A 24,475-nucleotide genomic window follows, 5' to 3' on the forward strand; every position below is an offset into this window, starting at 1 on the left:
GAGGCGGCTGTTCGCAGGGGACTTGACATGGGTCCAAGTACTGCCCGAAAACGCCCGGTACTGAGAACGACCAGGAAAGGTACTCAATGGCTACCCGCACCAAGAGCACGGCGGTCGCAGACCGGGTCGACGACGGCGTCGGCACCGACGACGCCGCTGCGACGGCGACCGCGACCGCGCCGAAGCGCACGCGCGCCAAGTCGGCGGCGACCGAGACCCCCGCGGCCAAGAAGCCGCGCGCGACCACCAAGAAGGCCGCCGGCACCAAGAAGTCGGCCGCGAAGGCATCCGACGACGACGCCGACGAGGAGGAGCCCGTCGACGAGGTCGACCTCGAGGCCGACGCGGAGGTCGCCGAGACCCCCGACGTGGTCGAGGACTCCGACGAGGTCGCCGCGGACTCCGACGAGTCCGAGGACGCCGAGGAGACCGAAGGCGCCAAGCCCGAGGAGCAGGCGCCCGAGGGCGCCCTCGTGCTCTCGCTCGTCGACGACGAGGACGAGGTCCCGGTCTACTCGACCGCGATCACCGGCGCGACCGCCGACCCCGTCAAGGACTACCTCAAGCAGATCGGTAAGGTCGCGCTGCTCAACGCGGCCGAAGAGGTCGAGCTCGCCATGCGCATCGAGGCGGGCCTCTTCGCCGAGGAGAAGCTGTCGCACATGAGCGACACCGAGAAGCGGTCGCAGCTCGGCCGCGAGCTCTCGTGGGTCGCCAAGGACGGGCAGCGGGCGAAGAGCCACCTGCTCGGCGCGAACCTCCGACTCGTCGTCTCGCTCGCGAAGCGCTACACCGGACGCGGCATGCAGTTCCTCGACCTCATTCAGGAGGGGAACCTAGGCCTCATCCGTGCGGTCGAGAAGTTCGACTACACCAAGGGCTTCAAGTTCTCGACCTACGCGACGTGGTGGATCCGCCAGGCGATCACCCGCGCCATGGCCGACCAGGCTCGCACCATCCGCATCCCCGTGCACATGGTCGAGGTCATCAACAAGCTCGCCCGCGTGCAGCGCCAGATGCTCCAGGACCTGGGCCGCGAGCCCACGCCCGAGGAGCTGAGCCGCGAGCTCGACATGACCCCGGAGAAGGTCATCGAGGTGCAGAAGTACGGCCGCGAGCCGATCTCTCTGCACACCCCGCTCGGCGAGGACGGCGACAGCGAGTTCGGTGACCTCATCGAGGACACCGAGGCGGTCGTGCCGGCCGACGCCGTGGGCTTCACGATGCTGCAGAAGCAGCTCGAGAGCCTGCTCGACTCCCTGAGCGAGCGCGAGGCGGGCGTCATCCGCATGCGCTTCGGTCTCGGCGACGGCATGCCCAAGACGCTCGACCAGATCGGTGACACCTTCGGCGTGACGCGCGAGCGCATCCGCCAGATCGAGTCCAAGACCATGGCGAAGCTGCGCCACCCGTCGCGGTCGCAGTCCCTCCGCGACTACCTGGAGTAAGCCGAGTGCCCGTTCTCCCCGCGGTCCTGCTCGGAAGGGCGGTCCGCCTGGCCGCCCGCGTCCGCGGGGGCGGGGCCTCGGCTATGCCGGGGTACCTCGCGCTCCGCGTCGAGCCTCGCTTCCTCGAGAAGACGATCTCGCGCATCCCGCTCGGTGTCGTCGCCGTCTCCGGCTCCAACGGCAAATCGACGACCACCAACATGCTCACGGCGATCTTCCGCGAGCACGGCCTGAAGGTATTCACGAATCCCTCGGGGGCGAACCTCCCGCAGGGCATCGCCTCGGCCGTGCTCTCAGAGGTGTCGCTGAACGGTGCGCTCGACGCCGACATCGCGATCCTCGAGATCGACGAGGCCTACGGCGTCAAGCTCAGCGGGCTGCTGAAGCCGCGCACCGTGCTGCTGCTCAACATCCAGATCGACCAGCTCAACCGGTTCTACGAGCCCGACCGGGTCGCCGGGATGCTGCACACGATCGCGTCGAGCGCGAGCGAGGCCGTCGTGCTGAACCGCGACGACGACTACCTCGCCGCCCTCGGCCGTGAGCTCTACGGCGGCACGGATGCCTCGATCAGCTGGTTCGGCGCCAGGCCCGAGCTGATCGCGGCCGCCCCGCACGGCATCGCGTCGGCCACCCGCTTCTCGGCGGGCGAGCGGAGCGCGCCGCCCGAGGCATCCGTCACCGTCACGGCACTCGACGGACCGCGCGCCGACCTCGCGATCGGCGACGACACCGCGAGCGTCACGCTGCCCTCCCGCGGTCTGCACTACGCGATCGACGCCGCGGCCGCCGCCGAGACGGCTCGCGTCGTGCTCGGCGACCGCTTCCGTCCCGAGCTCGTCACCCGCGCGCTCGCCTCGATGAAGACCGTCTACGGCCGCGGCGAGCTGCTGAAGACCGGCGACGGCGACGACGTCGAGATCATCATGATGAAGAACCCGGCGAGCATGCAGATGAACCTCGATTCGCTCGAGGAGACGCCGGAGCAGGTCTTCCTCGCGATCGACGAGGGCACGCCCGACCCGTCGTGGATCTACGACACCGACTTCTCGGTGCTCGACCACGCCGACGTCGTCAGCGGCTCCAAGGGCTGGCAGCTCGCGGTGCGGCTCGGTTACTCCGACATCCCCGTCGGCACCGTCGAGCCCGACCTGCGGAAGGCCGTGCAGCGCTTCCTCGCGCTGCCGCGGACCAAGTCCGGCCGCAAGACGATGATCGTCAACTACGAGCAGATGATGCTCATCCGCCGACTCCTCGGCTACTCCGACCTCGAGGGAAGGGACGGCGAGTGAGCCTGAAGCTCCTGCAGCTCTACCCGGCAGAACTCGGCATCAACGGCGACGGCGGCAACACGCTCGTGCTCGCCAAGCGGGCCGAGTGGTACGGCCTGCGCGCCGAGCGCCTGGCGCACGAGGTCGGTGCGGAGCTTCCCGCCGACGTCGACGTCGTGCTCGTCGGCACCGGGCCGGTCTCCGCCCAGCGCGCCGTGCACGCCGACCTGCTCCGCATCGCCGGTGCGCTCCGCGACCTCGCGGCCGCCGGCGTGCCGTTCCTCGCGGTCAGCGGGGGCATGCAGCTGCTCGGCGGCAGCGTGCGCCTGCCCGACGGCGAGCAGCTCGAGGGCGCCGGCGTCCTGCCGGTCACGACCGTCCTCGGCGACAAGCGCATCGTCGGCGACATCATCGTCGAGAGCCAGCTCGGAACCCTCGTCGGCTACGAGAACCACTCCGACACCCTCGAGCTCACGGGCGGCGTCCCGCTCGGCACCGTCAAGCACGGGCGCGGCAACGACGACACCGGCACGGCGGAGGGCGTCCGCAGCGGGCACCTCTTCGGCACGCACCTGCAGGGTCCCGTGCTCGCACAGAACCCGGTGCTCGCCGACCGCATCCTCGAGCTCGCGCTCCGGCGGGTCGGCGACGACCTGCCCGAGTCGATCGACGACGCCCTGAGCGTTAACGACGAACGCGCCGCGCGAGCGCGACGCGTCATCCGGGAGAAGCACCGGGTCTGACCCCGGTGCCGTCCGATAGGTGGATCAGTTGGACTCGAAGAGACGGCTGGTCTCGTCGTGCCACTCGAGAGCCGTCGGCGACAGCTTCTCCTTGAACTTCGCGCCGTGGTGAGCGCAGAACAGCAGTTCGCCGCTCTGCATCGTGACGCGGATGTACGCCTGGGCACCGCAGCTGTCACAACGGTCGGCCGCGGTCAACTGGTGCCGCGAGTCGAGCTCGTCTACAGCGTGGTGTCCTGCTGTGAACTGGGACATCCCTGCTCCTACTCTCTCGGTGTCTGACCGCGATTCGTAGCCCTAGTCAAGCACGACGGGTGTTCCCGGGGTGTTCAGAGACAGGACACGTTCGCTCAACGCGAAGCCGCGCGGCTGCGGCGGGTGTGGCGGCGGGGGCATGTCGCACCCCGCACTTAGTCTTAACGACGGCCTTCCGGCCGTTGTTCCCGTTCCCGTGAAGAAGGGCGCCAGTGGCATCCGACTACTCCGCGCGTCACCTGTCGGTGCTCGAGGGCCTCGAGGCCGTGCGCAAGCGCCCCGGCATGTACATCGGCTCGACCGACTCCCGTGGGCTCATGCACTGCCTCTGGGAGATCATCGACAACTCGGTCGATGAGGCGCTCGCGGGGCACGGCGACTCCATCCAGGTGATCCTGCACCCCGACGAGAGCGTCGAGGTGCGCGACCGTGCCCGCGGCATCCCGGTCGACGTCGAGCCCAAGACCGGGCTGACGGGCGTCGAGGTGGTCTTCACCAAGCTGCACGCGGGCGGCAAGTTCGGCTCGGGCAGCTACGCAGCCTCCGGAGGCCTGCACGGCGTCGGCGCCTCGGTCGTCAACGCGCTCTCCGAGCGGCTCGACGTCGAGGTCGACCGCGGCGGCAAGACGTACGCGATGTCCTTCCACCGCGGCGAGCCGGGCATCTTCGACGACGGCGGAAAGGCGCCGAGCCCGGATGCCCCGTTCGCCCCGTTCGTGTCGGGCAGCGAGCTGCGCGTGATCGGCAAGGCCGCGAAGGGCGTCACCGGCACCCGCGTGCGGTACTGGGCCGACCGCCAGATCTTCACCCGCGGCGCCGCCTTCCAGGTGGAGGAGCTGCTCGGGCGCGCGCGCCAGACTGCGTTCCTCGTGCCGGGGCTCGGCATCGACATCGTCGACGAGCGCGGCGAGGAGCCGCAGCGGCACGAGTTCCGTTACGAGGGCGGCATCAGCGAGTTCGTCGAGTTCCTCGCGAAGGACGCGGCTCTCACCGACACCTGGCGCATCACCGGCACCGGCACGTTCTCCGAGACCGTTCCGGTGCTGCAGGAGAACGGCCACATGGTCGCGACCGAGGTGCAGCGCGAGTGCACCGTCGACATCGCGCTGCGGTGGGGCACCGGGTACGACACCGAGGTGCGCAGCTTCGTCAACATCATCTCGACCCCGAAGGGCGGCACGCACCAGGCCGGCTTCGAGGCCGGGCTGCTGCGCTTTCTACGCCAGCAGGTCGAGCAGAACGCCCGCCGGCTGAAGGCCGGCAGCGACAAGCTGGAGAAGGACGACGTGCTCGCCGGCCTGACCGCCGTGCTCACGGTGCGGCTGCCCGAGCCGCAGTTCGAGGGTCAGACCAAGGAGATCCTCGGCACCCCCGCAGCCCGCTCGATCGTCTCCAACGTGCTCGTCAAGGCGCTGGGGGAGCGGTTCTCGTCCCCGAAGCGCGACGACAAGGCGCAGACGTCCCTCGTGCTCGACAAGGTCGTCGCCGAGATGAAGTCGCGCATCTCCGCCCGCGCCCACAAGGAGACCCAGCGCCGCAAGAACGCGCTCGAGAGCTCGTCACTGCCGGCGAAGCTCGTCGACTGCCGTTCGAGCGACGTCGCGAACTCCGAACTGTTCATCGTCGAGGGCGACTCGGCGCTCGGCACCGCCAAGCTCGCCCGCGACAGCGAGTACCAGGCGCTCCTGCCGATCCGCGGCAAGATCCTCAACGTGCAGAAGGCGTCGGTCTCCGACATGCTGTCGAACGCCGAATGCGCCTCGATCATCCAGGTCATCGGCGCGGGCTCCGGCCGAAGCTTCGACATCTCCTCCGCCCGGTACGGCAAGGTCATCATCATGAGCGACGCCGACGTGGACGGCGCGCACATCCGCACCCTGCTGCTCACGCTCTTCTTCCGCTACATGCGGCCGATGATCGAGGAGGGCCGCGTGTTCGCGGCCGTGCCCCCGCTGCACCGCGTCGTCGTGATCAACCCCGGCAGCAAGCCGAACGACACGATCTACACCTACAGCGAGGCGGAGCTGCAGGGGGTGCTCGCGGCCCTCAAGAAGTCGGGACGGAAGTACCAGGACCCGATCCAGCGCTACAAGGGCCTCGGCGAAATGGATGCCGACCAGCTGGCCTCGACCACGATGGACCGCGCGCACCGCACGCTCCGCCGCGTGCGGGTCACCGACGCCGAGGCCGCCGCGAACGTGTTCGAGCTCCTCATGGGCAACGACGTCGCCCCGCGCAAGGACTTCATCATCCAGGGCTCGAACCGCCTCGACCGCGAGCAGATCGACGTCTAGGCCTCTCTGCGCCCCCGTTCAGGGAGCGCCGACCCTCCGCGGGTAGAGAGGAGACGGTGCCGATGTCCCGGCATCCGGATAGGAGACCCTCGATGTCCAACGGACTCACCGCACTCGCGCTCGTCACCACCCTCAAGCCCTCGCCCGAGGAGTCGAGCGCGGAGCTGCTCGGTGGCCAGCTGCTCGACGAGCTCGCGGCGCTCGGCGTGACGACCAGCAAGGTGCGCGTGGTCGACTACGACGTGCGACCTGGCGTGCTCGCCGACATGGGCGACGGCGACCAGTGGCCGACGATCCGGCAGCAGGTGCTCGACGCGGACATCCTCGTGCTCGCGACCCCCACCTGGATGGGCCACATGACGAGCGTCGCGCAGCGCGTGCTCGAGCGCCTGGACGCCGAACTGTCGGAGAAGGACGAGAAGGGTCGGCCGACCATGTTCGACAAGGTCGCGGTCGCGGCCATCGTCGGCAACGAGGACGGCGCGCACCAGATCACGGCCGAGCTCTTCCAGGCGCTCAACGACATCGGCTTCAGCATCCCGACCCAGGGCGTGACGTACTGGAACGGCGAGGCGATGGGCAGCGTCGACTACAAGGACCTCGAGGAGACGCCCGAGAAGGTCGTGTCGACCACGAAGTCCGTCGCGCTCTTCGCGGTGCACCTCGCGACGGCGCTCAAGGCATCGCCGTATCCCGCTCCGGTCGAGTAGGGGGACAGACGAGAGAAGGGCCGGTCCACTGCGGACCGGCCCTTCTCCCGTGCTCGGGTCTCTCCGCTTTGCGGATCAGAGCGGCAGCGGTGAGCCGATCGAACCGAGGGCGTTCTCGAGCGGGGTGCCGGACGCGTCGCGTCGTGCGCCCGCCTCCGGCAGCGTGCGGGCTGCGCCGTCAGTGCCGACCGCGAGGGCGGGCCCGCGCCCCACCCAGGCGAGTGAGAGCTGGTCCTCGCCCTTCAGGAACGAGTGGGCACGCACGCCGCCGGTCGCCCGGCCCTTGCCCGGGAACTCCGAGAACTCCGACACCTTCGCGCGCCCCGCGTCGGTGCCCGGCAGGGCGATGCTCGAGGTGGAGACCGTCGCGACGAGGGCCTCCTCGGGCGCGACCGACGCGAACGCGATGACTGTCGCCTTCGCCCCGAGGTTGATGCCGGCCATGCCCCCGGCGGTGATCCCCTGCGGGCGCACCGCCGTCGCGGGGAAGTGCAGCAACTGGGCGTCGCTGGAGACGAAGACGAGTTCGTCGGTCTCCGCGCCCTGCGCCGCGCCCACGACCTCGTCGCCGGGCTTCAGCGCGATCACCTCGAACTCGTTCTTGTTCGGCAGCACCGCGAGCGAGACGCGCTTGACGACACCCTGGCGGGTGCCCAGCGCGATCGGCTTCTCGGCGTCGAGCGTCACGAGCGCGAGCACGCGCTCCTTCTTGTCGGTGATGCCGAGGTAGTCCGCGATCCGCACGCCCGCGCCGAGCTGAGCCGAGTTCTCGGGCACGACGGGCAGGTCGACGGGGGAGAAGCGCACCAGGCGCCCCTTGTTCGTGACCGCGCCGATCTGGCTGCGGCTCGTCGTGGAGACGACGGATGCCACGGCGTCGTGCTTCGACCGGCGCGCCTTGCGCGCCGGCGCCTCCGCGGCATCCCGCTGGCGGTCGATCCGCACGGCGCGTCCGGTCGTCGACAGTGCGACGAGGCAGGGGGTGTCGGCGATCTCGAGCACCGGCGCCTTCTTGCCGCGGCCGGTCGCGATCGACGGCTTGGCCTCGGTCAGCAGGGTGCGACGCGGGGTGCCGAAGCGGTCGGCGACCTCTTCGAGCTCGTCGCCGACGAGCGCCCGCACCCGGGCCGGGTCGGCGAGGATCGCCTCGAGCTCGGCGATCTCGGCCTGGAGCTTGTCGCGCTCGGCCTCGAGCTCGATGCGGCTGAAGCGGGTGAGGCGGCGCAGCCGCAGCTCGAGGATGTACTCCGCCTGCAGCTCGCTGAGGTCGAAGACCTGCATGAGCCGGCTGCGGGCCGCCTCGCTGTCGTCGCTCGACCGGATGACCTGGATGACCTCGTCGATGTCGAGGATCGCGACGAGGAGGCCCTCGACCAGGTGCAGCCGCTCGCGGCGCCGGTCGAGCCGGTAGCGGGAGCGCCGCGTGACCACGGCGATGCGGTGGTCGAGGTAGACGCGGAGCAGCTCGCGCAGCCCGAGCGTCTGCGGGTTGCCGTCGACGAGCGCGACGTTGTTGATCGCGAAGCCGTCCTCGAGCGGGGTGTAGCGGTAGAGCTGCTCGAGCACCGCGAGTGGGTCGAAGCCGGTCTTGATCTCGATTACGAGCCGCAGGCCGTGGTTGCGGTCGGTCAGGTCGGTGACGTCGCTGATGCCCGAGAGCTTCTTCGACTGCACCCCGTCCTTGATCTTCTCGATGACCTTCTCGGGGCCGACGAGGTAGGGGAGCTCGGTGACGACGAGACCGCTCTTGCGGGCGGTGATCGGCTCGACCGAGACCTTCGCACGGGTCTTGAAGCTGCCGCGTCCGGTCGCGTACGCGTCGCGCACGCCCTCGAGCCCCATGATTGTCCCGCCGGTCGGCAGGTCGGGGCCGGGCACGAACGCCATGAGGTCGTCGAGCGTGGCATCCGGGTTCTCGAGCAGGTGACGCGCGGCGCCTACGACCTCGATGAGGTTGTGCGGCGCCATGTTGGTGGCCATGCCGACGGCGATGCCGCTCGCACCGTTGACCAGCAGGTTGGGGAACGCCGCGGGCAGCACGGCCGGCTGCATGAGCTGGCTGTCGTAGTTGGGCACGAAGTCGACGACGTCCTCGTCGAGGCCCTCGACCATCGCGAGCGACGCCGGCGCGAGGCGCGCCTCGGTGTAGCGCGGAGCCGCGGGGCCGTCGTCGAGCGAGCCGAAGTTGCCGTGGCCGTCGATGAGCGGCAGTCGCATCGTGAAGTCCTGCGCGAGGCGTACGAGGGCGTCGTAGATGGGCGCATCGCCGTGCGGGTGCAGCTTGCCCATCACCTCGCCGGTCACGCGGGCGCTCTTCACATGCCCGCGCTCGGGCCGGAGCCCCATCTCGGACATCTGGTAGAGGATGCGGCGCTGGACCGGCTTCAGTCCGTCGCGGGCGTCGGGAAGTGCCCGCGAGTAGATGACGGAGTACGCGTACTCGAGGAAGGAGCCCTGCATCTCGACCGAGACATCGACGTCCTCGATGCGCTCGCCGGCAGGGACGGTGGTGTCTCTGGGAGTCATAGGATGGCGAGGATGCTACCGGAGCCGAGCCCGACCAGACGGAGCCTCGCCGACGTGCTGCCCTCGGCGGTCGCGGCACTCGGCGGCCGGCAGAATCCGCTGCGTCTCCCGGCGGCCCGTCACGTCGTCGTCGCCCTGATCGACGGGCTCGGCGCGAACCCGCTCCGCTCGAGCGCTGGACACGCCCGCACGCTCGCCACCGGCATGGTCGGCAAGTGGACGATCGCGTCCCCCTTCCCGACGACGACGGCCGCGGCGCTCGCGACCCTCACGACCGGCGCCCCCTCCGGCACGCACGGCCTCGTCGGCTACTCGGTGCTCGACCCCGAGGGCGACCGCGTGATCAACCAGCTGAGCGACTGGGACGGCGCCGTCGAGCCTGCGACCTGGCAGCGGATGCCGACGGTCTTCGAGACCGCCGAGGTCCCGTCGTTCATCGTCGGGCCCGCCCGGTACGCCGACTCCGGCTTCACCCGCGCCGTGCTGCGCGGCGCCGACTACCGGGCGGCTAAGACGATCGCCGACCGGGTCGACGCGACGCTGTCGATCCTCGCGACCGAGCGCACGTCGCTCACCTACTTCTACGTGCCCGAGCTCGACACCGTCGCCCACCGCCACGGCTGGTCGTCGCCCGAGTGGGCGGAGGCGCTCGAGGATCTCGACGCGGAGCTCCGCAGGCTCCTCGCCGGCGTTCCCGGTGGCACGGGGGTGCTGGTGACCGCGGACCACGGCATGATCGACCTCGGCGACGCCGACCGCGTGCTCGTGGAGGAGTCGACGGGGCTCTGGGACGGCGTGCGACACACCGCGGGCGAACCCCGTGCCCTGCAGCTGCACCTCGAGCCGGGGCTGCCGGCTCCCGACCGAGCGGCACTGCTCGACCGGTGGAAGAGCGCCGAGGAGGGGCGAGGCTGGGTCGCAAGCCGCGACGAGGCGATCGCGGCCGGATGGTTCGGGGCCGTCGCGCCCGAGGTCGCGCCGCGCATCGGCGACATCGTGATCGCCGCCCGGGCGCGCGTCGGCTACTACGACGCCCGCGACCCCTACGGCATCCGCATGATCGGCAACCACGGCTCGTGGTCGCCCGACGAGGTCGACATCCCGCTGCTCAGGCTCGCCGCCTTCTCCTGAGCGGAGGCGCGGCCGGCCTCAGGAGTGGTCGTCGTCGTTCTTCGACCCGAAGACGATCTCGTCCCAGCTCGGCATCGGCTGGCGTCCGCGACGCTGACGGCGGCTGCCGCCCTGCGCGCCGACGGGCACCGGCCCGGAGGGGTGCTCGGTCGAGGCCGTCGGCTGGTCCTTGTGCTCGGCCGGCGACTCGGGCGTGTGCGCCTTGGGCTGGGGCGGCGTGGCCTGCGCCGTCGGCATCTCGATGACGCGGATGGCGCCGCTCGCCGGGTGCGCGGCGGAGGGGGTGCCTCCGTCGAGGTCGTACTGCGCCGACTCGCGCTCCCCGCGGCGGCGGCGCAGCGCCTCCAGCAGGTCGGCGGTCTGGCTCGGCGCCTGCTGCACGGGCACCTCGCGGGTGATCGCGGCCTCGGCGACGGGCTGGCGCACGGGGCGGATCGGCACCGTCTCCCGCTGCGGGATCTGCTCGAAGTCGTCCCTCTCCTCGACGACGAACGCGCCGCTGTCGAAGCGCGAAGCGTCGACGGGCTTCTCGTCGACGCCGACGGCGCGGAGGCGGGGGATCATCGCCGCGGCGAGGTCACCCTGCTGCGACAGCGTCGTCGCCTCCTGGTTGAGGGGCGCGAGCGCCTGGCTGCGCGGTTCGAAGCTCCAGCGCGCGTCACGCTCGATCGTGTCGGCGGTGAAGGAGAGCTTGACGATCCATCCGCCGCCCTGCTCCTTCCAGCTCGCCCAGCGTTCCTCGGTCGCGCCGATCGACTGCAGCCGGTCGCGGATCACGGCACCGAAGGTCGCGCTCTCGGCGGGGTCGCTGTCGATCGCGAGGTGCACGGGCACGTTGAGCGCGGACTCGACCATGAACTCGCGCTCGGCGAGCACCGGCCCCTCGAAGCGCTGGATGTAGTCGAGCGGCACGCCCGTGATCTTCGCGACGTCGGCTGCCGACATGCCGGCGCGGATGTGCGTCTGGATCTCGCGCGGCGAGAGTTTGCGAACGGCGGACTCGCTCGAGGGCTGCTTCAGCCCGAGCGGGAGGACCTCGTCGATCGGCACGCCGTACCGCTCGCCCGAGGGCGTCGACACCACGATGTATCCGTTCTCGACCCCGAGGACTTTCAGCTCCTGCATGACCTTGCCTTCCGCTGTCGGAGAATCAGCCTCAGGATGACACGGGGGCGCCGGATCGCCGGGAATACCGGGGGCGTGGCGCGAGTTCAACCCCTCGCTCTGGGTGGTTTCCGAAGAATTGCCTCCCACTGCGCTTCATGCCAAACTGTCGCCGCCAATCGGCAGCACCCCACTTTTCTTCGAGGAAGAGGCAACACCACCAATGGCTACGGATTACGACGCTCCGCGCAAGACCGACGACGATTCGTCCGAGTCGATCGAAGCGTTCAAGGAGCGGGTGCCCGACAAGGCCGCCTCGAGTGTCGACGTCGACGACGCCGACAACCCCGGTAGCTTCGAGCTGGCCGGCCAGGACCTCAGCGACATCGACCTCGACGTCGTCGTTCTCCCGCCCCAGGCCGACGAATTCACCTGCATGAGCTGCTTCCTCGTGAAGCACCGCTCGCAGCTCGACCACGAGGAGAAGCTCGGGCCCGTGTGCCGCGAGTGCGCAGCCTGACCCTCTCCTCGGCAAGACCAACCGACGCCCCGCTCTCCGGCGGGGCGTCGTCCTTTTAAGCGGAAGCGGCGTGCTTCAGCGGCGGGCGTCGCGCCCCGCCGCGATCGCCGCCGCGAGCTCGTCCGGCCGGCGCGACGAGACGAGCCAGTACGGCACGGGGTCGCGCTCGTCCGTCACCTCGACCCGCACCACGGGATCGATCCCGCCGCGGATGACGAGCCAGGCGCGCGCGTCGAGGTGCTGTCCGCGCTGGAGCGCCGCCTCCCCGCCGCGGTGCACCGTCACCTGGCCCGTGTACTCGAGGGGCAGGTGGGCACGACCGGCGACGAGCTCTCCGGCGGTGACCGAAACCGTCGGCGCGATGAGCGTGATCACGACGACGGCGACCACGAACGCCAGCGGAGCCACGACGAATCCGATCCGCGGATCGATCGGCAGGAAGATGACGAGCATCGCCGGGATCAGCAGCACGAGGGCCAGGTAGAGCGAGTAGGGCGGCCGGAGACGTTCGCGGAAGGCAGGCACGCCCCTATCCCACCAGAGTCTCGGGGCACCTCCTTCTTCCTGCACTAGCCTCGTCGGTGATGAGAACGGTCGAGGTCCTGCTGTCGGGCTCCCACATCCCCGCCTACGCGCATCCCGGCGACGCCGGCGCCGATTTGACCGCCGCCGAGGCCGTCGTGCTCGCCCCCGGCGAGCGGGCGATGGTCGGCACCGGGGTCTCCATCGCGCTGCCCGACGGCCACGTCGGCTTCGTCGTGCCCCGCAGCGGTCTCGCCGCGAAGCACGGCATCACGATCGTCAACGCCCCCGGAGCGGTCGACGCCGGCTACCGGGGCGAGATCAAGGTCATCCTGCTCAACACGGATGCCACGCAGACCCACTCCATCGAGCCCGGCGACCGCATCGCCCAGCTCATCGTCGTCCCCATCGTCCAGGCGAAGTTCGTGCCCGTCGAGACCCTGCCCGGCAGCGCCCGCGGCGCGGGCGGTTTCGGCTCGACCGGCTACGGCGCCCCCGTCGCGGAAGGAACCCCCCAGTGAGCGACCCCCAGAACCCCATGGCCGAGGACCCGGACGTCGACGGCCGCCCCGCCGACGAGATCGATTTCGCCACCGGCGGTGTCGACGACGCCAAGTCCGCGCCCGACAACCGCGACGTCGACGGGCCGCTCGACGAGCACGAGGCCAACGCCGTGCGCCCCTACGTCGACCTCGGCGGCGTCAAGATCGTGCCGCGCGAGGGCCTCCACCTCCGCCTCGAGGTCGAGGAGGGCACGAAGCGCGTCGTCGCGGTCGGGCTCGACTACGCCGGCTCGACGCTGCAGGTGCAGCCCTTCGCCGCGCCGCGCTCGACGGGCCTCTGGCACGAGATCCGCGCGCAGATCGTGCAGCAGATCCAGCGCCAGGGTGGCACGACCCGCGAGCAGGACGGCGTCTTCGGGCCCGAGGTCCTGGCCGAGCTCCCCGTCGTCGCCGGCGGGGGAGAGGGTGGCGGCAAGCGCCTCGCCCGCTTCATCGGTGTCGACGGGCCCCGCTGGTTCCTCCGCGGCGTGATCTCCGGCGCGGCCACCGTCGAGGGTGAGGCCGCCGAGCAGATCGAGGACCTCTTCCGTTCGATCGTCGTCGTGCGCGGCTCCATGCCCATGCCGCCGCGGGACCTGATCCCGCTGCACATGCCGGCCAACGCGACGGCCGGGCAGCAGAAGCGACAGGTCGCGCCCGAGTGACCGACGCGCACGACTCCGACCGCGACGCGTCGCTGCGGGAGAACCTCGCGGCGGCGGCTGCCCGCGGCGGCCTCGGTCAGGTGCGTCCGGGCGAGGTCCCGACGACCGCGTCGCTCGTGCGCGCGGTCGGCGGCATCCGCGGGCTCGTCGAGTCGATCCTGCCGAGCCTCATCTTCCTCGTGCTCTACACCGCGACGGGCGAACTGCTCCCCGCCGTGCTCGTACCGGTCGGCGTGGCGGCGCTCTTCGTGATCGTCCGCCTGGTCACCCGGTCGCAGCCCGTGCAGGCGATCGCGGGACTGGTCGGGACCCTGCTGAGCGCGCTGCTCGCCCTCTGGACCGGGCGCGCCGAGGACAACTTCCTGCTCGGCATCTGGACCAACGCCGCCTACGGCGCCGCGATCCTCGTGAGCCTCATCATGCGCTGGCCGCTCATCGGCGGCATCGTCGGACTGCTGACCCAGGAGGGATCGGCCTGGCGAGCGGATGCCGCCAAGCGCCGCGTGCTCACGGTCGCGACCTGGCTCTGGCTCGGACTCTTCGCCCTGCGGCTCGCGGTGCAGGTGCCGCTCTATCTCGCGGGCGACGCGGCCGCCCTCGCCGCGACGAAGCTCGTGCTCGGCGTGCCGGTCTACGCCGTGCTGCTCTGGGTCACATGGCTGCTCGTCCGCTCCGTCTACGCGCCGAAGTCGCCCGACGCGCGCGCCGCGGCCGACGCGGGGGAGTAGCGGGTATATTTATCTCGACGTCGAGATAGTTTCCCCTCTCGCCGGTCGGACCACGGTCTTAGGCTTGCCTTGCTGGCACGGCGCGTCGCGCCGCCGCGAGGATGGGGACAGTCAGCAAGGGAGTCGGCAGTGTCCACAGTCAACAGCTTCGGATCCAAGGACAAGCTCTCGGTCGGATCGACCGAGTACGAGGTCTTCCGCATCGACAAGGTGCCGGGATACGAGAAGCTTCCGTTCAGCCTCAAGGTGCTCCTCGAGAACCTCCTCCGCACGGAGGACGGTGCGAACGTCACCAAGGAGCAGATCGAGGCGCTCGGCTCGTGGGTTCCCGAGGCGGAGCCCGACACCGAGATCCAGTTCACGCCGGCCCGCGTGGTCATGCAGGACTTCACCGGCGTGCCCTGCATCGTCGACCTCGCGACCATGCGCGAGGCCGTCACGACCCTGGGCGGCGACCCGACCCGCATCAACCCGCTCGCGCCCGCCGAGCTCGTGATCGACCACTCGGTCATCGCCGACCTCTTCGGCACCGAGAACGCGCTCGAGCGCAACGTCGAGATCGAGTACGAGCGCAACGGCGAGCGCTACCAGTTCCTCCGCTGGGGCCAGACCGCCTTCGACGACTTCAAGGTCGTGCCGCCCGGCACCGGCATCGTGCACCAGGTCAACATCGAGTACCTGGCCCGCGTGGTCTACAGCCGCGAGGTCGGCGGAGCGCTTCGCGCCTACCCCGACACCTGCGTCGGCACCGACTCGCACACCACGATGGTCAACGGTCTCGGCGTGCTCGGCTGGGGCGTCGGCGGCATCGAGGCCGAGGCCGCGATGCTCGGCCAGCCCGTCTCCATGCTCATCCCCAAGGTCGTCGGCTTCAAGCTCTCGGGCTCGATCCCTACGGGCGTCACCGCGACCGACGTCGTGCTCACGATCACCCAGATGCTGCGCAAGCACGGCGTCGTCGGCAAGTTCGTCGAGTTCTACGGCGAGGGCGTCGCCCAGGTGCCGCTGGCCAACCGCGCGACCATCGGCAACATGAGCCCCGAGTTCGGCTCGACCGCCGCGATCTTCCCGATCGACGACGTCACGCTCGAGTACCTCCGCCTCACTGGGCGCGACGAGGAGCAGGTCAAGCTCGTCGAGGAGTACTCCAAGCTCCAGACGCTGTGGCACGACCCCTCGGTCGAGCCCGTCTACAGCGAGTACATGGAACTCGACCTCTCGACGGTCGTCCCCTCGATCGCCGGGCCGAAGCGTCCGCAGGACCGCATCGAGCTGAGCGAGGCCAAGCAGCAGTTCGAGCAAGACCTCACGCACTACACGAGCCCCGACCACCACACGCAGGTGGACACGGCCGTGGAGGGCACGTTCCCAGCATCCGACCCCGTCGCCCTCACCTCGCAGGACGAGGAGGACGACCTGGAGCCGGCCGCGTCGGACGCGAGCTTCCACCACGAGCACGACTTCACCTCGGCCGCGCCCCAGGGCGTGTCGAAGCCGACCAAGGTGGCGCTGGGCTCTGGCCAGGAGATCACGATCGACCACGGCGCCGTCGCGATCGCCGCGATCACCTCGTGCACCAACACGTCGAACCCGAGCGTCATGCTCGCCGCCGGCCTCCTCGCCCGTAACGCGGCGCAGAAGGGCCTCAAGGCGAAGCCGTGGGTCAAGACCACCCTCGCGCCCGGCTCGAAGGTCGTCACCGACTACTACGAGAAGGCCGGCCTCACCAAGCACCTCGAGGACCTCGGTTTCTACACCGTCGGCTACGGCTGCACGACCTGCATCGGCAACTCCGGCCCGCTGCCCGAGGAGATCTCGGCCGCGGTCAACGACAACGACCTCGCCGTCACCGCGGTGCTCTCGGGCAACCGCAACTTCGAGGGCCGCATCAACCCCGACGTCAAGATGAACTACCTCGCGAGCCCGCCGCTCGTGATCGCCTACGCCCTCGCCGGGTCGATGAACTTCGACTTCGAGCAGGACGCGCTGGGCAAGGACAGCGAGGGTCAGCCGGTCTACCTCAAGGACATCTGGCCGGACGCCGCCGAGGTGCAGAAGACGATCGACGAGTCGATCGACACGGGCATGTTCACCACGCAGTACGCCTCGGTGTTCGAGGGCGACGAGCGCTGGCGGTCGCTGCCGACCCCGACCGGTGCCACCTTCGAGTGGGACGAGGAGTCGACCTACGTGCGGAAGCCCCCGTACTTCGAAGGCATGACGCTGCAGCCGGAGCCCGTCACCGACATCGCGGGCGCCCGGGTGCTCGCGAAGCTCGGCGACTCGGTCACGACCGACCACATCAGCCCCGCGGGGTCGATCAAGGCAGACAGCCCGGCCGGTCGCTACCTCGACGAGCACGGTGTGGCCCGGAAGGACTACAACTCCTACGGCTCGCGCCGCGGCAACCACGAGGTCATGATCCGCGGCACATTCGCGAACATCCGCCTCAAGAACCTGCTGCTCGACGGCGTCGAGGGCGGCTACACCCGCGACTTCACGCAGCCGGATGCCCCGCAGTCGTTCATCTACGACGCGGCCGAGCACTACCGCGAGCAGGGCACCCCGCTCGTCGTGCTCGGCGGCAAGGAGTACGGCTCGGGCTCGAGCCGCGACTGGGCCGCGAAGGGCACGAGCCTGCTCGGTGTCCGCGCCGTGATCACCGAGAGCTTCGAGCGCATCCACCGCTCGAACCTCATCGGCATGGGCGTCGTGCCGCTGCAGTTCCCCGCCGGGGAGACCTGGGAGTCGCTGGGTCTCGACGGCACCGAGGTGATCTCGATCTCGGGTCTCACCGAGCTCAACGAGGGCCGCACCCCCAAGACGGTGCGCGTCGTCGCCGAGCCCAGCGAGCACTCGCCCGAGGGAAAGCAGACGGTCGAGTTCGACGCCGTCGTGCGCATCGACACCCCTGGTGAGGCGGACTATTACCGCAACGGCGGCATCCTGCAGTACGTGCTGCGGAGCCTCGTCTAGTACAAGTCACCACGAGCGTCAGCGGCCCGTCGATCGAGACGATCGACGGCGCTGGCGTCGCGGCGAGGGCCGGAAACGGCCCTCGCTCCGGGCTCCAGCGCGCTGCTGCGGAGCCTCGTCTAACACCCCGTTCCGCGCCCTCGAGAGGGGCGCCTGAGCATGACCTGAGCGGTGCGCGGCGTCGCCGCGGGCCGCTCACGTCGTGAGTTAGCGTGTGTCAATGGCTTTGCTAAAGAGCATCCGGAGCCCCAGGGATCTGGACCGTCTGAGCGACGCTCAGATGGTCGAGCTGGCGGAGGAGATCCGCCGCTTCCTGGTCGCCGAGGTCTCCAAGACCGGTGGGCACCTCGGGCCGAACCTCGGCGTCGTCGAGATGACCCTCGCCATCCACCGCGTGTTCGACTCGCCGCGTGACGCGATCGTCTTCGACACCGGCCACCAGTCGTACGTGCACAAGCTCCTCACGGGCCGTCAGGACTTCTCGAAGCTCCGCTCGCAGGGCGGCCTCGCCGGCTACCCGCAGCGCAGCGAGTCGCCGCACGACATCGTCGAGAGCTCGCACGCGTCGAGTTCGCTCTCGTGGGCCGACGGCATCTCCCGCGCCTTCTCGATGACCGGGCAGGACGACCGGCACGTCGTCGCCGTCGTCGGCGACGGTGCGCTGACCGGCGGCATGACCTGGGAGGCGCTGAACAACATCAGCGACGACAACGCGCGCAAGCTCGTCATCGTCGTCAACGACAACGGCCGCTCCTACGCCCCGACGATCGGCGGCATGGCGCGCTACCTCAACACCATCCGCACCCGGCACGCCTACCGCGACCTCTACGGCAAGAGCCGCAAGCTCTTCGACCGCCTGGGCTGGCCCGGGCAGGCCGTCTTCCGCTCGACCCGCGGTGCGATGCGCGGCTTTCTCGGCCGCTTCGGCCAGGGCCGCGAGCTCTACTCGAACCTCGAGATCAAGTACATCGGCCCGATCCACGGTCACGACCAGCAGGCGATGGAAGAGGCGCTGCGCCAGGCGAAGGACTACGGCGCCCCCGTGATCGTGCACGCGATCACGCAGAAGGGCCGCGGCTACGAGCCCGCCGTGCAGGACGTCGCCGACCAGTTCCACGCCGTCGGGCAGATCGACCCCGAGACGGGGGAGCCCACCGAGGTCGCGAGCCGCCCGTCGTGGACGAGCATCTTCGCGGACGAGCTCGTCGAACTCGCCGACCGGGACCCGCGCATCGTCGGCATCACCGCGGCGATGCTGCGCCCCACCGGGCTGCACAAGCTGCAGGCGAAGTACCCGGAGCGCGTGCTCGACGTGGGCATCGCCGAGCAGCACGCGGTGACCTCCGCCGCCGGGCTCGCGTTCGGCGGGTTGCACCCGGTCGTCGCGATCTACGCCACGTTCATGAACCGCGCGTTCGACCAGGTGCTGATGGATGTCGCGCTGCACCGCGCCGGCGTGACGTTCGTGCTCGACCGGGCCGGCGTCACCGGCCCCGACGGGCCGAGCCACCACGGCATGTGGGACCTCGCGATCCTGCAGGTCGTCCCGCACATCCGCCTCGCCGCGCCCCGCGACGCCGAGCGCCTGCGGGAGGAGCTCCGCGAGGCCGTCGCGGTCGACGACGGCCCCACGGTCGTGCGGTTCTCGAAGGGCAGCGTCGGCACCTCGTTCGAGGCGGTCGAGCGTCGCCCCGACGGCGTCGACGTGCTCCGCGCGGCGGCGCACAAGGACGTCCTCATCGTCACCGTCGGGCCGATGGCGAAGCTCGGCCTCGAGGTCGCCGACCGGCTCGAGGCGCAGGGCATCGGCGCGACCGTGCTCGATCCGCGCTGGGTCGTGCCCGTGCCGGCGACCGTGATCGAGGAGGCGGCGAAGCACCGCATCGTGATCACGATCGAGGACGGCATCCGCGTGGGCGGCATCGGCACGCGCATCCGTCAGGAGCTGCGCGCCGCCGGCGTGGACACCGCCGTCGACGAGCTGGGCCTGCCCGACGAGTTCCTCGACCACGCTTCGCGCGACGAGATCCTCGCGAAGGCGGGCCTGACCGCGCAGGTGATCGCACGCGACGTGGTCGCCCAGGTGCTGGGCTCCCGCATCCCCGTCGCGCGTCCGCTGCCCGAGGAACTCGCGGAGCGGCGCCGCATCGCGGCGGGGACCGACGGCAACGGCTGACGCATCCCGGCGAGGAGGGTCGGCGTGTCGGCCTTTCGCGATGTCGGTGGCCACCCCTAGCATGTGGACGGTATCCACTTAGTCTGCCGTCCCCGCTAGGAGTCCGCCCGTGACCGACGTCGTCGCGACGCGCTGGAAGCGCAACGTCGCCCTGTTCCTCACCGGTCAGACGGTCTCGCTGTTCGGCAGCATGATCGTGCAGTACGCGGTGATGTGGTACGTCACCCTCGAGACCCGGTCGGGTCTCGCGGTCGCTCTGTACGCGATCGCCGCGTTCGCTCCGCAGGGCGTCATCTCGCTGTTCGGTGGCGTCGTCGCCGACCGGATGAACCGCAAGGTGCTCGTCATGGTGTCGGATGCCTCGATCGCCGCGGCCACGCTCGTGCTCGCGTTCCTGATGCTCGGCGGGCTGACCGACCTGTGGATCATCCTCCTCGCCGTCGCGGTGCGTTCGGTGGGCGCGGGCTTCCAGCAGCCGGCTGTGCAGGCGATGATCCCGCAGCTCGCCCCCGAGGACCAGCTCATGCGGATCAACGGGGTGTTCCAGACGATCTCGTCGGCCATGGCGCTGCTCGCGCCCGCGACGGCCGGCGTCGTCTTCGGCATTTGGGGGATCGTGCCGGTGTTCTTCATCGACGTCGTGACGGCGGTGATCGGCATCGCGCTGCTCGCGCTCGTGCCCGTGCCGACGCTCGCGGCGATCGCCGAGAAGAAGACGGGGTACTTCGAGGACCTCGTCGAGGGCATGCGGTACATCTCCTCGCACGCGATCGTGCGCTGGGTGCTCGTGCTCTTCGGCATCATCTTCCTGCTCACCGTCGCGCCGTCGTTCATCACGCCGCTGATGATCGCGCGCCGCTTCGGCGCCGAGGTGTGGATGCTGACGGTGCTCGAGCTGGCCTTCAGCGTGGGCATGCTCCTCGGCGGCGTGCTCGTCGCCACCGTGCTGGCGAAGCGCAGCCGGGTCGGCCTGATCGTCGTGTCGTCGTTCGGCTTCGGCGTGTTCACCGCCGGGCTCGGCGTCAGCCCGAACCTCTGGGTGTTCTACGCCTTCATGTTCCTCGTCGGCCTGTTCGTGCCGCTGTTCTCGGCCTCGTCGATGACGCTGCTGCAGGAGACGGTGCCGCTCGACAAGCAGGGCCGCGTGTTCAGCTATTTCGGCATCATCATGGCCGTGGCGACGCCGATCGGCACCGCGGTCTTCGGGCCGCTCGCCGACGTGGTGGGGGTCGAGCTCCTGCTCGTCATCGCCGGCGTCGTCACCGTCGGCGTCATCGTCGTCGCGGTGCTCGTCCCGTCGGGGCGTGAGGCCATGCGCGCGGTCGCGAACCACCGCCCGTTAGGGCCCGACGGCGAGGAGACCGCGCCGGCGGCGGAGACCGACGCCGACGTCCGCGCGTGACCGGCTGAACGACGAAGGCCCCGCCCGGCGACCGGACGGGGCCTTCGTCGTCGCTCAGGCGACCCCGCGGATCGGGGGCGTGTGGAACGTCGAACCGAACACGCGCTCGGAGGCTCCCACCCGGTCGAGGTACGGGGTGACGCCGCCCATGTGGAACGGCCAGCCGGCGCCGAGGATGAGGCAGAGGTCGATGTCCTCCGGCTCGCTCACGACGCCGTCCTCGAGCATGCGGTGCACCTCGTCGGCGAGACCGTCCTGCACCCGGCGCAGCAGCTGCTCCTCGGTCATCGGGGTGGTGCCGCCGGCCACGATCTTGCGCGCCTGCGGGTCGATGCCCTTGATCTTGCCCTTGGCGTCCCGCTCGAAGATGCGCCCGAACTCGGCGAGCCTGTGCAGGTTCTCGCTCTCGAAGAAGCGCTCGGGGAAGGCCGCGTGGTGCGTGTCGAGCACGTGCGCGCCGACCTTGAGGCCGACGAGCTCGAGCAGCTCGAACGGGGTCATCGGCAGACCGAACGGCTGCACCGACCGCTCGACGACCTCGAACGGCGTGCCGGTGTCGACGGCGTGCATCGCCTCGCCGAGCAGCTTCGCCAGGATGCGGTTCACGACGAAGCCCGGTGCGTCGGCGGTGATCACGGCGTTCTTCTTCAGCTTGCCCGCCGTCACCATCGCGGTGCTCAGGGTCGCGTCATCCGTCAGCTCGGTCTTGACGACCTCGATGAGCGGCATGACCGCGACGGGGTTGAAGAAGTGGAAGCCGACGACGCGCTCCGGGTGAGCGAGCTTCGAGCCGATCGCCTCGACCGACAGCGAGGATGTGTTCGTCGCCAGCACCGCGGTCTCCGAGACGTACTGCTCGACCTCGGCGAACACCTGCTGCTTGACGCCGAGCTCCTCGAACACGGCCTCGATCACCCAGTCGCAGTCCGCGAAGTCGCGCTTGTCGGTCGTGCCGCTCACCAGGTGCTTGAGCTTGTTCGCCTCGTCCGAGGAGATGCGCCCCTTCGACAGCAGGGTGTCGACCTCGCCCCGGATGTACTCGAGTCCCTTGTCGACCCGTGCCTGGTCGAGATCCGTGATCACGACGGGCACCTGCAGGCGCCGGAGGAAGAGCAGGGCGAACTGGCTGGCCATGAGACCCGCACCGAGCACGCCGACCTTCGTGACGGGCTTCGCGAGGGCCTTGTCCGGCGCGCCCGCCGGCTGCTTGGCGCGCTTCTGCACGAGGTTGAACGCGTAGATGCTCGCGCGGAACTGGTCGCCGGAGATCAGGTCGGCGAGGGCGTCGTCCTCGGCCCGGAACGCGTCGGCGCGCTTGGCGTTCTTCGCGCCCTTGATCAGCTCGAGCGCACGGTAGGGCGCCTGGGGCACCCTGCCGATGCGGCTCTCGAGCGTCTTCCGGGCGATTCCGACGGCGACGTCCCACTTCACCGCCCGCTCCAGCTTGCCGGGCGCGTTCTTCCGCTTGACCTCGACGCGGCCGGTGATGACGCCGTCCGCCCAGCGGATGGAGTCCTCGAGGAAGTTGACCGAGTCGAAGATCGCGTCGGCGATGCCGAGCTCGAAGGCGTCCTGCGCCTTCAGCGTGCGGTTCTGCTTGAGCGGGTTCTCGATGATCACCTTGAGGGCGTTCTCGACGCCGATGAGGTTCGGCAGCAGGTACGCGCCGCCCCAGCCGGGGATGATCCCGAGGAAGACCTCCGGCAGCGCGATCGCGGGCGCCGAGCGGTCGACGGTGCGGTAGTCGGCGTTGAGGCCGATCTCGAGCCCGCCGCCGAGCGCCAGCCCGTTGATGAAGACGAACGTGGGCACGCCCGCGTCGTGCAGCTTGCCGAGAGTCGCGTGGCCGAGCTGCGCCATCTGCTTCCCGGTCTCGCGGTCGGGGATCTCCGAGACCTTCGACAGGTCCGCCCCGGCGGCGAGGAAGAACGGCTTGCCCGTGATCGCGATGCCCTTGATCTCGCCGCGGGCGGCGCGTTCGCGCTGCTCGTCGAGCACCCGGCCGAGCTCCAGCATCGTGGTGGGGCCGAGCGTCGAGGGGCGGGTGTGGTCCCGTCCGTTGTCGAGCGTGATGAGCGCGAGCACCCCGCCGCTCGGCAGGGGGACGTCACGCAGGTACGAGTGCGTGACGACCTCGTCCTCGGAGAGCTGCGCGAGCCGCTCGAAGCCCGTCGTGGTCGTCGTCATGCCTTCTTCGCCGCCTTCCGCGAGTAGTTGGGGTTCTCCCAGATGACCGCGCCGCCCTGGCCCAGACCGATGCACATCGCGGTGAGGCCGTAGCGCACCTCGGGATGCTCCTCGAACTGCCGGGCGAGCTGCGACATCAGCCGCACGCCGGAGGAGGCGAGCGGATGCCCGAACGCGATGGCCCCGCCGTAGGGGTTCACCCGCGGGTCGTCGTCGTCGATGCCGAAGTGGTCGAGCAGCGAGAGCACCTGCACCGCGAAGGCTTCGTTGAGCTCGAAGAGCCCGATGTCGTCGATCGTGAGCCCGGCCTTGCGCAACGCCTTCTCGGTCGCGGGCACGGGGCCGATGCCCATGATCTCCGGCTCGACGCCGGCGAAGGCGTAGCTGACCATCGTCATGCGCACGGGGAGCCCGAACTCCTTGGCGGCGTCGCGGCTCGCGAGCAGCGAGGCGGTCGCGCCGTCGTTGAGGCCCGCCGCGTTGCCGGCCGTGATTCGCCCGTGCGGGCGGAACGGCGTCTTCAGGGCGGCGAGCGCCTCCATCGTCGTCTCCGGGCGCATGACCTCGTCGCGCACGGCGAGGCCCCAGCCGGCGTCGCTGCGCGTCGCGATCGGGACGAGGTCGGGCTGGATCTTGTCGTCCTCGTACGCCTTGCCCGCCTTCTGCTGACTGCGCATGGCGAAGCGGTCGGAGCGCTCCTTGGTGAGGTGGGGATAGCGGTCGTGGATGCGCTCGGCCGTCTTGCCCATGGTCAGGGCGTCCTCGCTCACGAGGCGTTCGGCGAGGAACCGCGGGTTGGGATCGGCGCCGAAGCCCATCGGGTGGCGGCCCATGTGCTCGACGCCGCCGGCGATGGCGACGTCGTACGCGCCCATCGCGATGCCGCCCGCGATGTTGGTCACGGCGGTCATCGCGCCCGCGCACATCCGGTCGATGGCGTAGCCCGGCACCGTCTTCGGCAGCCCGGCGAGGATCGCCGCGGTGCGCCCGAGCGTCAGTCCCTGGTCGCCCTGCTGCGTGGTCGCGGCGATCGCGACCTCGTCTATGCGCTCCTTCGGCAGCTGCGGGTGCCGTTCGAGCAGTGCGACCATCGCCTTGACGACGAGGTCGTCCGCGCGGGTGTTCCAGTACATGCCCTTCTCGCCCGCGCGCCCGAAGGGGGTCCTCACGCCGTCGACGAAGACGACATCCGTTGATGCGGCCACTCTGCCTGCCTTCCTTGGTCGAAAAACCGCGTCGATCCTAGAAAGGCGGCTTCGGCGCCGCTGAATCCTT

The 24,475-nt window shown here is 70.1% G+C and carries 19 protein-coding genes; 13 read left to right on the forward strand and 6 right to left on the reverse strand.

From position 1 onward, the window contains the following. The first annotated feature begins 86 nt into the window (after positions 1 to 86). From JUB10_RS10905 to JUB10_RS10915, 3 genes are all read left to right on the forward strand, one after another. Positions 87 to 1,448: an RNA polymerase sigma factor gene (locus tag JUB10_RS10905; protein WP_207456671.1), complete on the forward strand. Its 1,362-nt coding sequence runs from the start codon at positions 87 to 89 to the stop codon at positions 1,446 to 1,448. An 83-nt stretch (positions 1,449 to 1,531) separates the two neighbouring features. Continuing rightward, on the forward strand, positions 1,532 to 2,740 hold the full coding sequence (locus tag JUB10_RS10910) for a MurT ligase domain-containing protein (protein WP_207456672.1): 1,209 nt from the start codon (positions 1,532 to 1,534) through the stop codon (positions 2,738 to 2,740). Next, positions 2,737 to 3,462: a type 1 glutamine amidotransferase gene (locus JUB10_RS10915; RefSeq protein WP_207456674.1), complete on the forward strand. Its 726-nt coding sequence runs from the start codon at positions 2,737 to 2,739 to the stop codon at positions 3,460 to 3,462. Before JUB10_RS10910 ends, JUB10_RS10915 begins: the two co-directional genes overlap by 4 nt. A 24-nt stretch (positions 3,463 to 3,486) precedes the next feature. Here JUB10_RS10915 and JUB10_RS10920 read toward each other — a convergent pair whose 3' ends face one another. Continuing rightward, positions 3,487 to 3,717 carry a DUF7455 domain-containing protein gene (locus tag JUB10_RS10920; RefSeq protein WP_207456675.1) on the reverse strand — a complete coding sequence of 77 codons (231 nt, stop codon included), beginning with the start codon at positions 3,715 to 3,717 and terminating at the stop codon, positions 3,487 to 3,489. A 212-nt stretch (positions 3,718 to 3,929) separates the two neighbouring features. Here JUB10_RS10920 and JUB10_RS10925 point away from each other — a divergent pair, with 212 nt between their 5' ends. Together JUB10_RS10925 and JUB10_RS10930 are read left to right on the forward strand one after the other, a co-directional pair. Next, complete coding sequence (locus JUB10_RS10925) at positions 3,930 to 6,011, forward strand: DNA gyrase/topoisomerase IV subunit B (protein ID WP_207456676.1); 2,082 nt, start codon at positions 3,930 to 3,932, stop codon at positions 6,009 to 6,011. Positions 6,012 to 6,103: 92 nt separating this feature from the next. After that, positions 6,104 to 6,721 (forward strand): flavodoxin family protein, encoded by a 618-nt coding sequence (locus JUB10_RS10930; protein ID WP_207456677.1) that lies wholly within the window; start codon positions 6,104 to 6,106, stop codon positions 6,719 to 6,721. 75 nt (positions 6,722 to 6,796) lie between these two features. Here the strand turns inward: JUB10_RS10930 and JUB10_RS10935 are convergent, their stop codons facing one another. Next, positions 6,797 to 9,247 carry a DNA gyrase/topoisomerase IV subunit A gene (locus tag JUB10_RS10935; RefSeq protein ID WP_207456678.1) on the reverse strand — a complete coding sequence of 817 codons (2,451 nt, stop codon included), beginning with the start codon at positions 9,245 to 9,247 and terminating at the stop codon, positions 6,797 to 6,799. Between the two features lie 12 nt (positions 9,248 to 9,259). Here JUB10_RS10935 and JUB10_RS10940 point away from each other — a divergent pair, with 12 nt between their 5' ends. Next, on the forward strand, positions 9,260 to 10,378 hold the full coding sequence (locus tag JUB10_RS10940) for an alkaline phosphatase family protein (protein ID WP_207456679.1): 1,119 nt from the start codon (positions 9,260 to 9,262) through the stop codon (positions 10,376 to 10,378). A gap of 18 nt (positions 10,379 to 10,396) precedes the next feature. On the opposite strand, the gene sepH is transcribed toward JUB10_RS10940, so the two are convergent. After that, on the reverse strand, positions 10,397 to 11,503 hold the full coding sequence (gene sepH / locus JUB10_RS10945; protein ID WP_207456680.1) for a septation protein SepH: 1,107 nt from the start codon (positions 11,501 to 11,503) through the stop codon (positions 10,397 to 10,399). A gap of 202 nt (positions 11,504 to 11,705) precedes the next feature. Here sepH and JUB10_RS10950 point away from each other — a divergent pair, with 202 nt between their 5' ends. Then, positions 11,706 to 12,002, forward strand: coding sequence for a DUF4193 domain-containing protein (locus JUB10_RS10950; protein WP_207456681.1), 297 nt, complete (start codon positions 11,706 to 11,708; stop codon positions 12,000 to 12,002). A gap of 75 nt (positions 12,003 to 12,077) precedes the next feature. On the opposite strand, the gene JUB10_RS10955 is transcribed toward JUB10_RS10950, so the two are convergent. Further along, the gene (locus JUB10_RS10955; RefSeq protein ID WP_207456683.1) at positions 12,078 to 12,527 is read right to left on the reverse strand and encodes a DUF3093 domain-containing protein; all 450 of its coding nucleotides are present in this window, start codon (positions 12,525 to 12,527) and stop codon (positions 12,078 to 12,080) included. Between the two features lie 59 nt (positions 12,528 to 12,586). On the opposite strand from JUB10_RS10955, the gene dut reads away from it, so the two are divergent. From dut to JUB10_RS10985, 6 genes are all read left to right on the forward strand, one after another. Then, complete coding sequence (gene dut / locus JUB10_RS10960; RefSeq protein WP_242682451.1) at positions 12,587 to 13,045, forward strand: dUTP diphosphatase; 459 nt, start codon at positions 12,587 to 12,589, stop codon at positions 13,043 to 13,045. Between the two features lie 17 nt (positions 13,046 to 13,062). Further along, the gene (locus JUB10_RS10965; protein ID WP_207457067.1) at positions 13,063 to 13,731 is read left to right on the forward strand and encodes a DUF3710 domain-containing protein; all 669 of its coding nucleotides are present in this window, start codon (positions 13,063 to 13,065) and stop codon (positions 13,729 to 13,731) included. After that, complete coding sequence (locus tag JUB10_RS10970) at positions 13,728 to 14,459, forward strand: DUF3159 domain-containing protein (RefSeq protein ID WP_207456685.1); 732 nt, start codon at positions 13,728 to 13,730, stop codon at positions 14,457 to 14,459. The genes JUB10_RS10965 and JUB10_RS10970 overlap by 4 nt, the downstream gene beginning before the upstream one ends. A 129-nt stretch (positions 14,460 to 14,588) precedes the next feature. After that, positions 14,589 to 17,435, forward strand: a complete 2,847-nt coding sequence (locus JUB10_RS10975) for an aconitate hydratase (RefSeq protein ID WP_207456687.1) — start codon at positions 14,589 to 14,591, stop codon at positions 17,433 to 17,435. 220 nt (positions 17,436 to 17,655) lie between these two features. Further along, positions 17,656 to 19,611, forward strand: a complete 1,956-nt coding sequence (gene dxs, locus JUB10_RS10980; RefSeq protein ID WP_207456688.1) for a 1-deoxy-D-xylulose-5-phosphate synthase — start codon at positions 17,656 to 17,658, stop codon at positions 19,609 to 19,611. A gap of 109 nt (positions 19,612 to 19,720) precedes the next feature. After that, entirely contained in the window at positions 19,721 to 21,013 is a 1,293-nt protein-coding gene (locus JUB10_RS10985; RefSeq protein WP_207456689.1) for an MFS transporter, read from the forward strand. Between the two features lie 54 nt (positions 21,014 to 21,067). Here JUB10_RS10985 and JUB10_RS10990 read toward each other — a convergent pair whose 3' ends face one another. Together JUB10_RS10990 and JUB10_RS10995 are read right to left on the reverse strand one after the other, a co-directional pair. After that, positions 21,068 to 23,200, reverse strand: coding sequence for a 3-hydroxyacyl-CoA dehydrogenase NAD-binding domain-containing protein (locus tag JUB10_RS10990; protein WP_207456691.1), 2,133 nt, complete (start codon positions 23,198 to 23,200; stop codon positions 21,068 to 21,070). Next, on the reverse strand, positions 23,197 to 24,405 hold the full coding sequence (locus JUB10_RS10995; protein ID WP_207456692.1) for a thiolase family protein: 1,209 nt from the start codon (positions 24,403 to 24,405) through the stop codon (positions 23,197 to 23,199). The genes JUB10_RS10990 and JUB10_RS10995 overlap by 4 nt, the downstream gene beginning before the upstream one ends. Between the last annotated feature and the right edge of the window lie 70 nt (positions 24,406 to 24,475).

The sequence above is a fragment of the Desertivibrio insolitus genome (assembly GCF_017355965.1).
Classification (GTDB): Bacteria; Actinomycetota; Actinomycetes; order Actinomycetales; family Microbacteriaceae; genus JAFIQW01.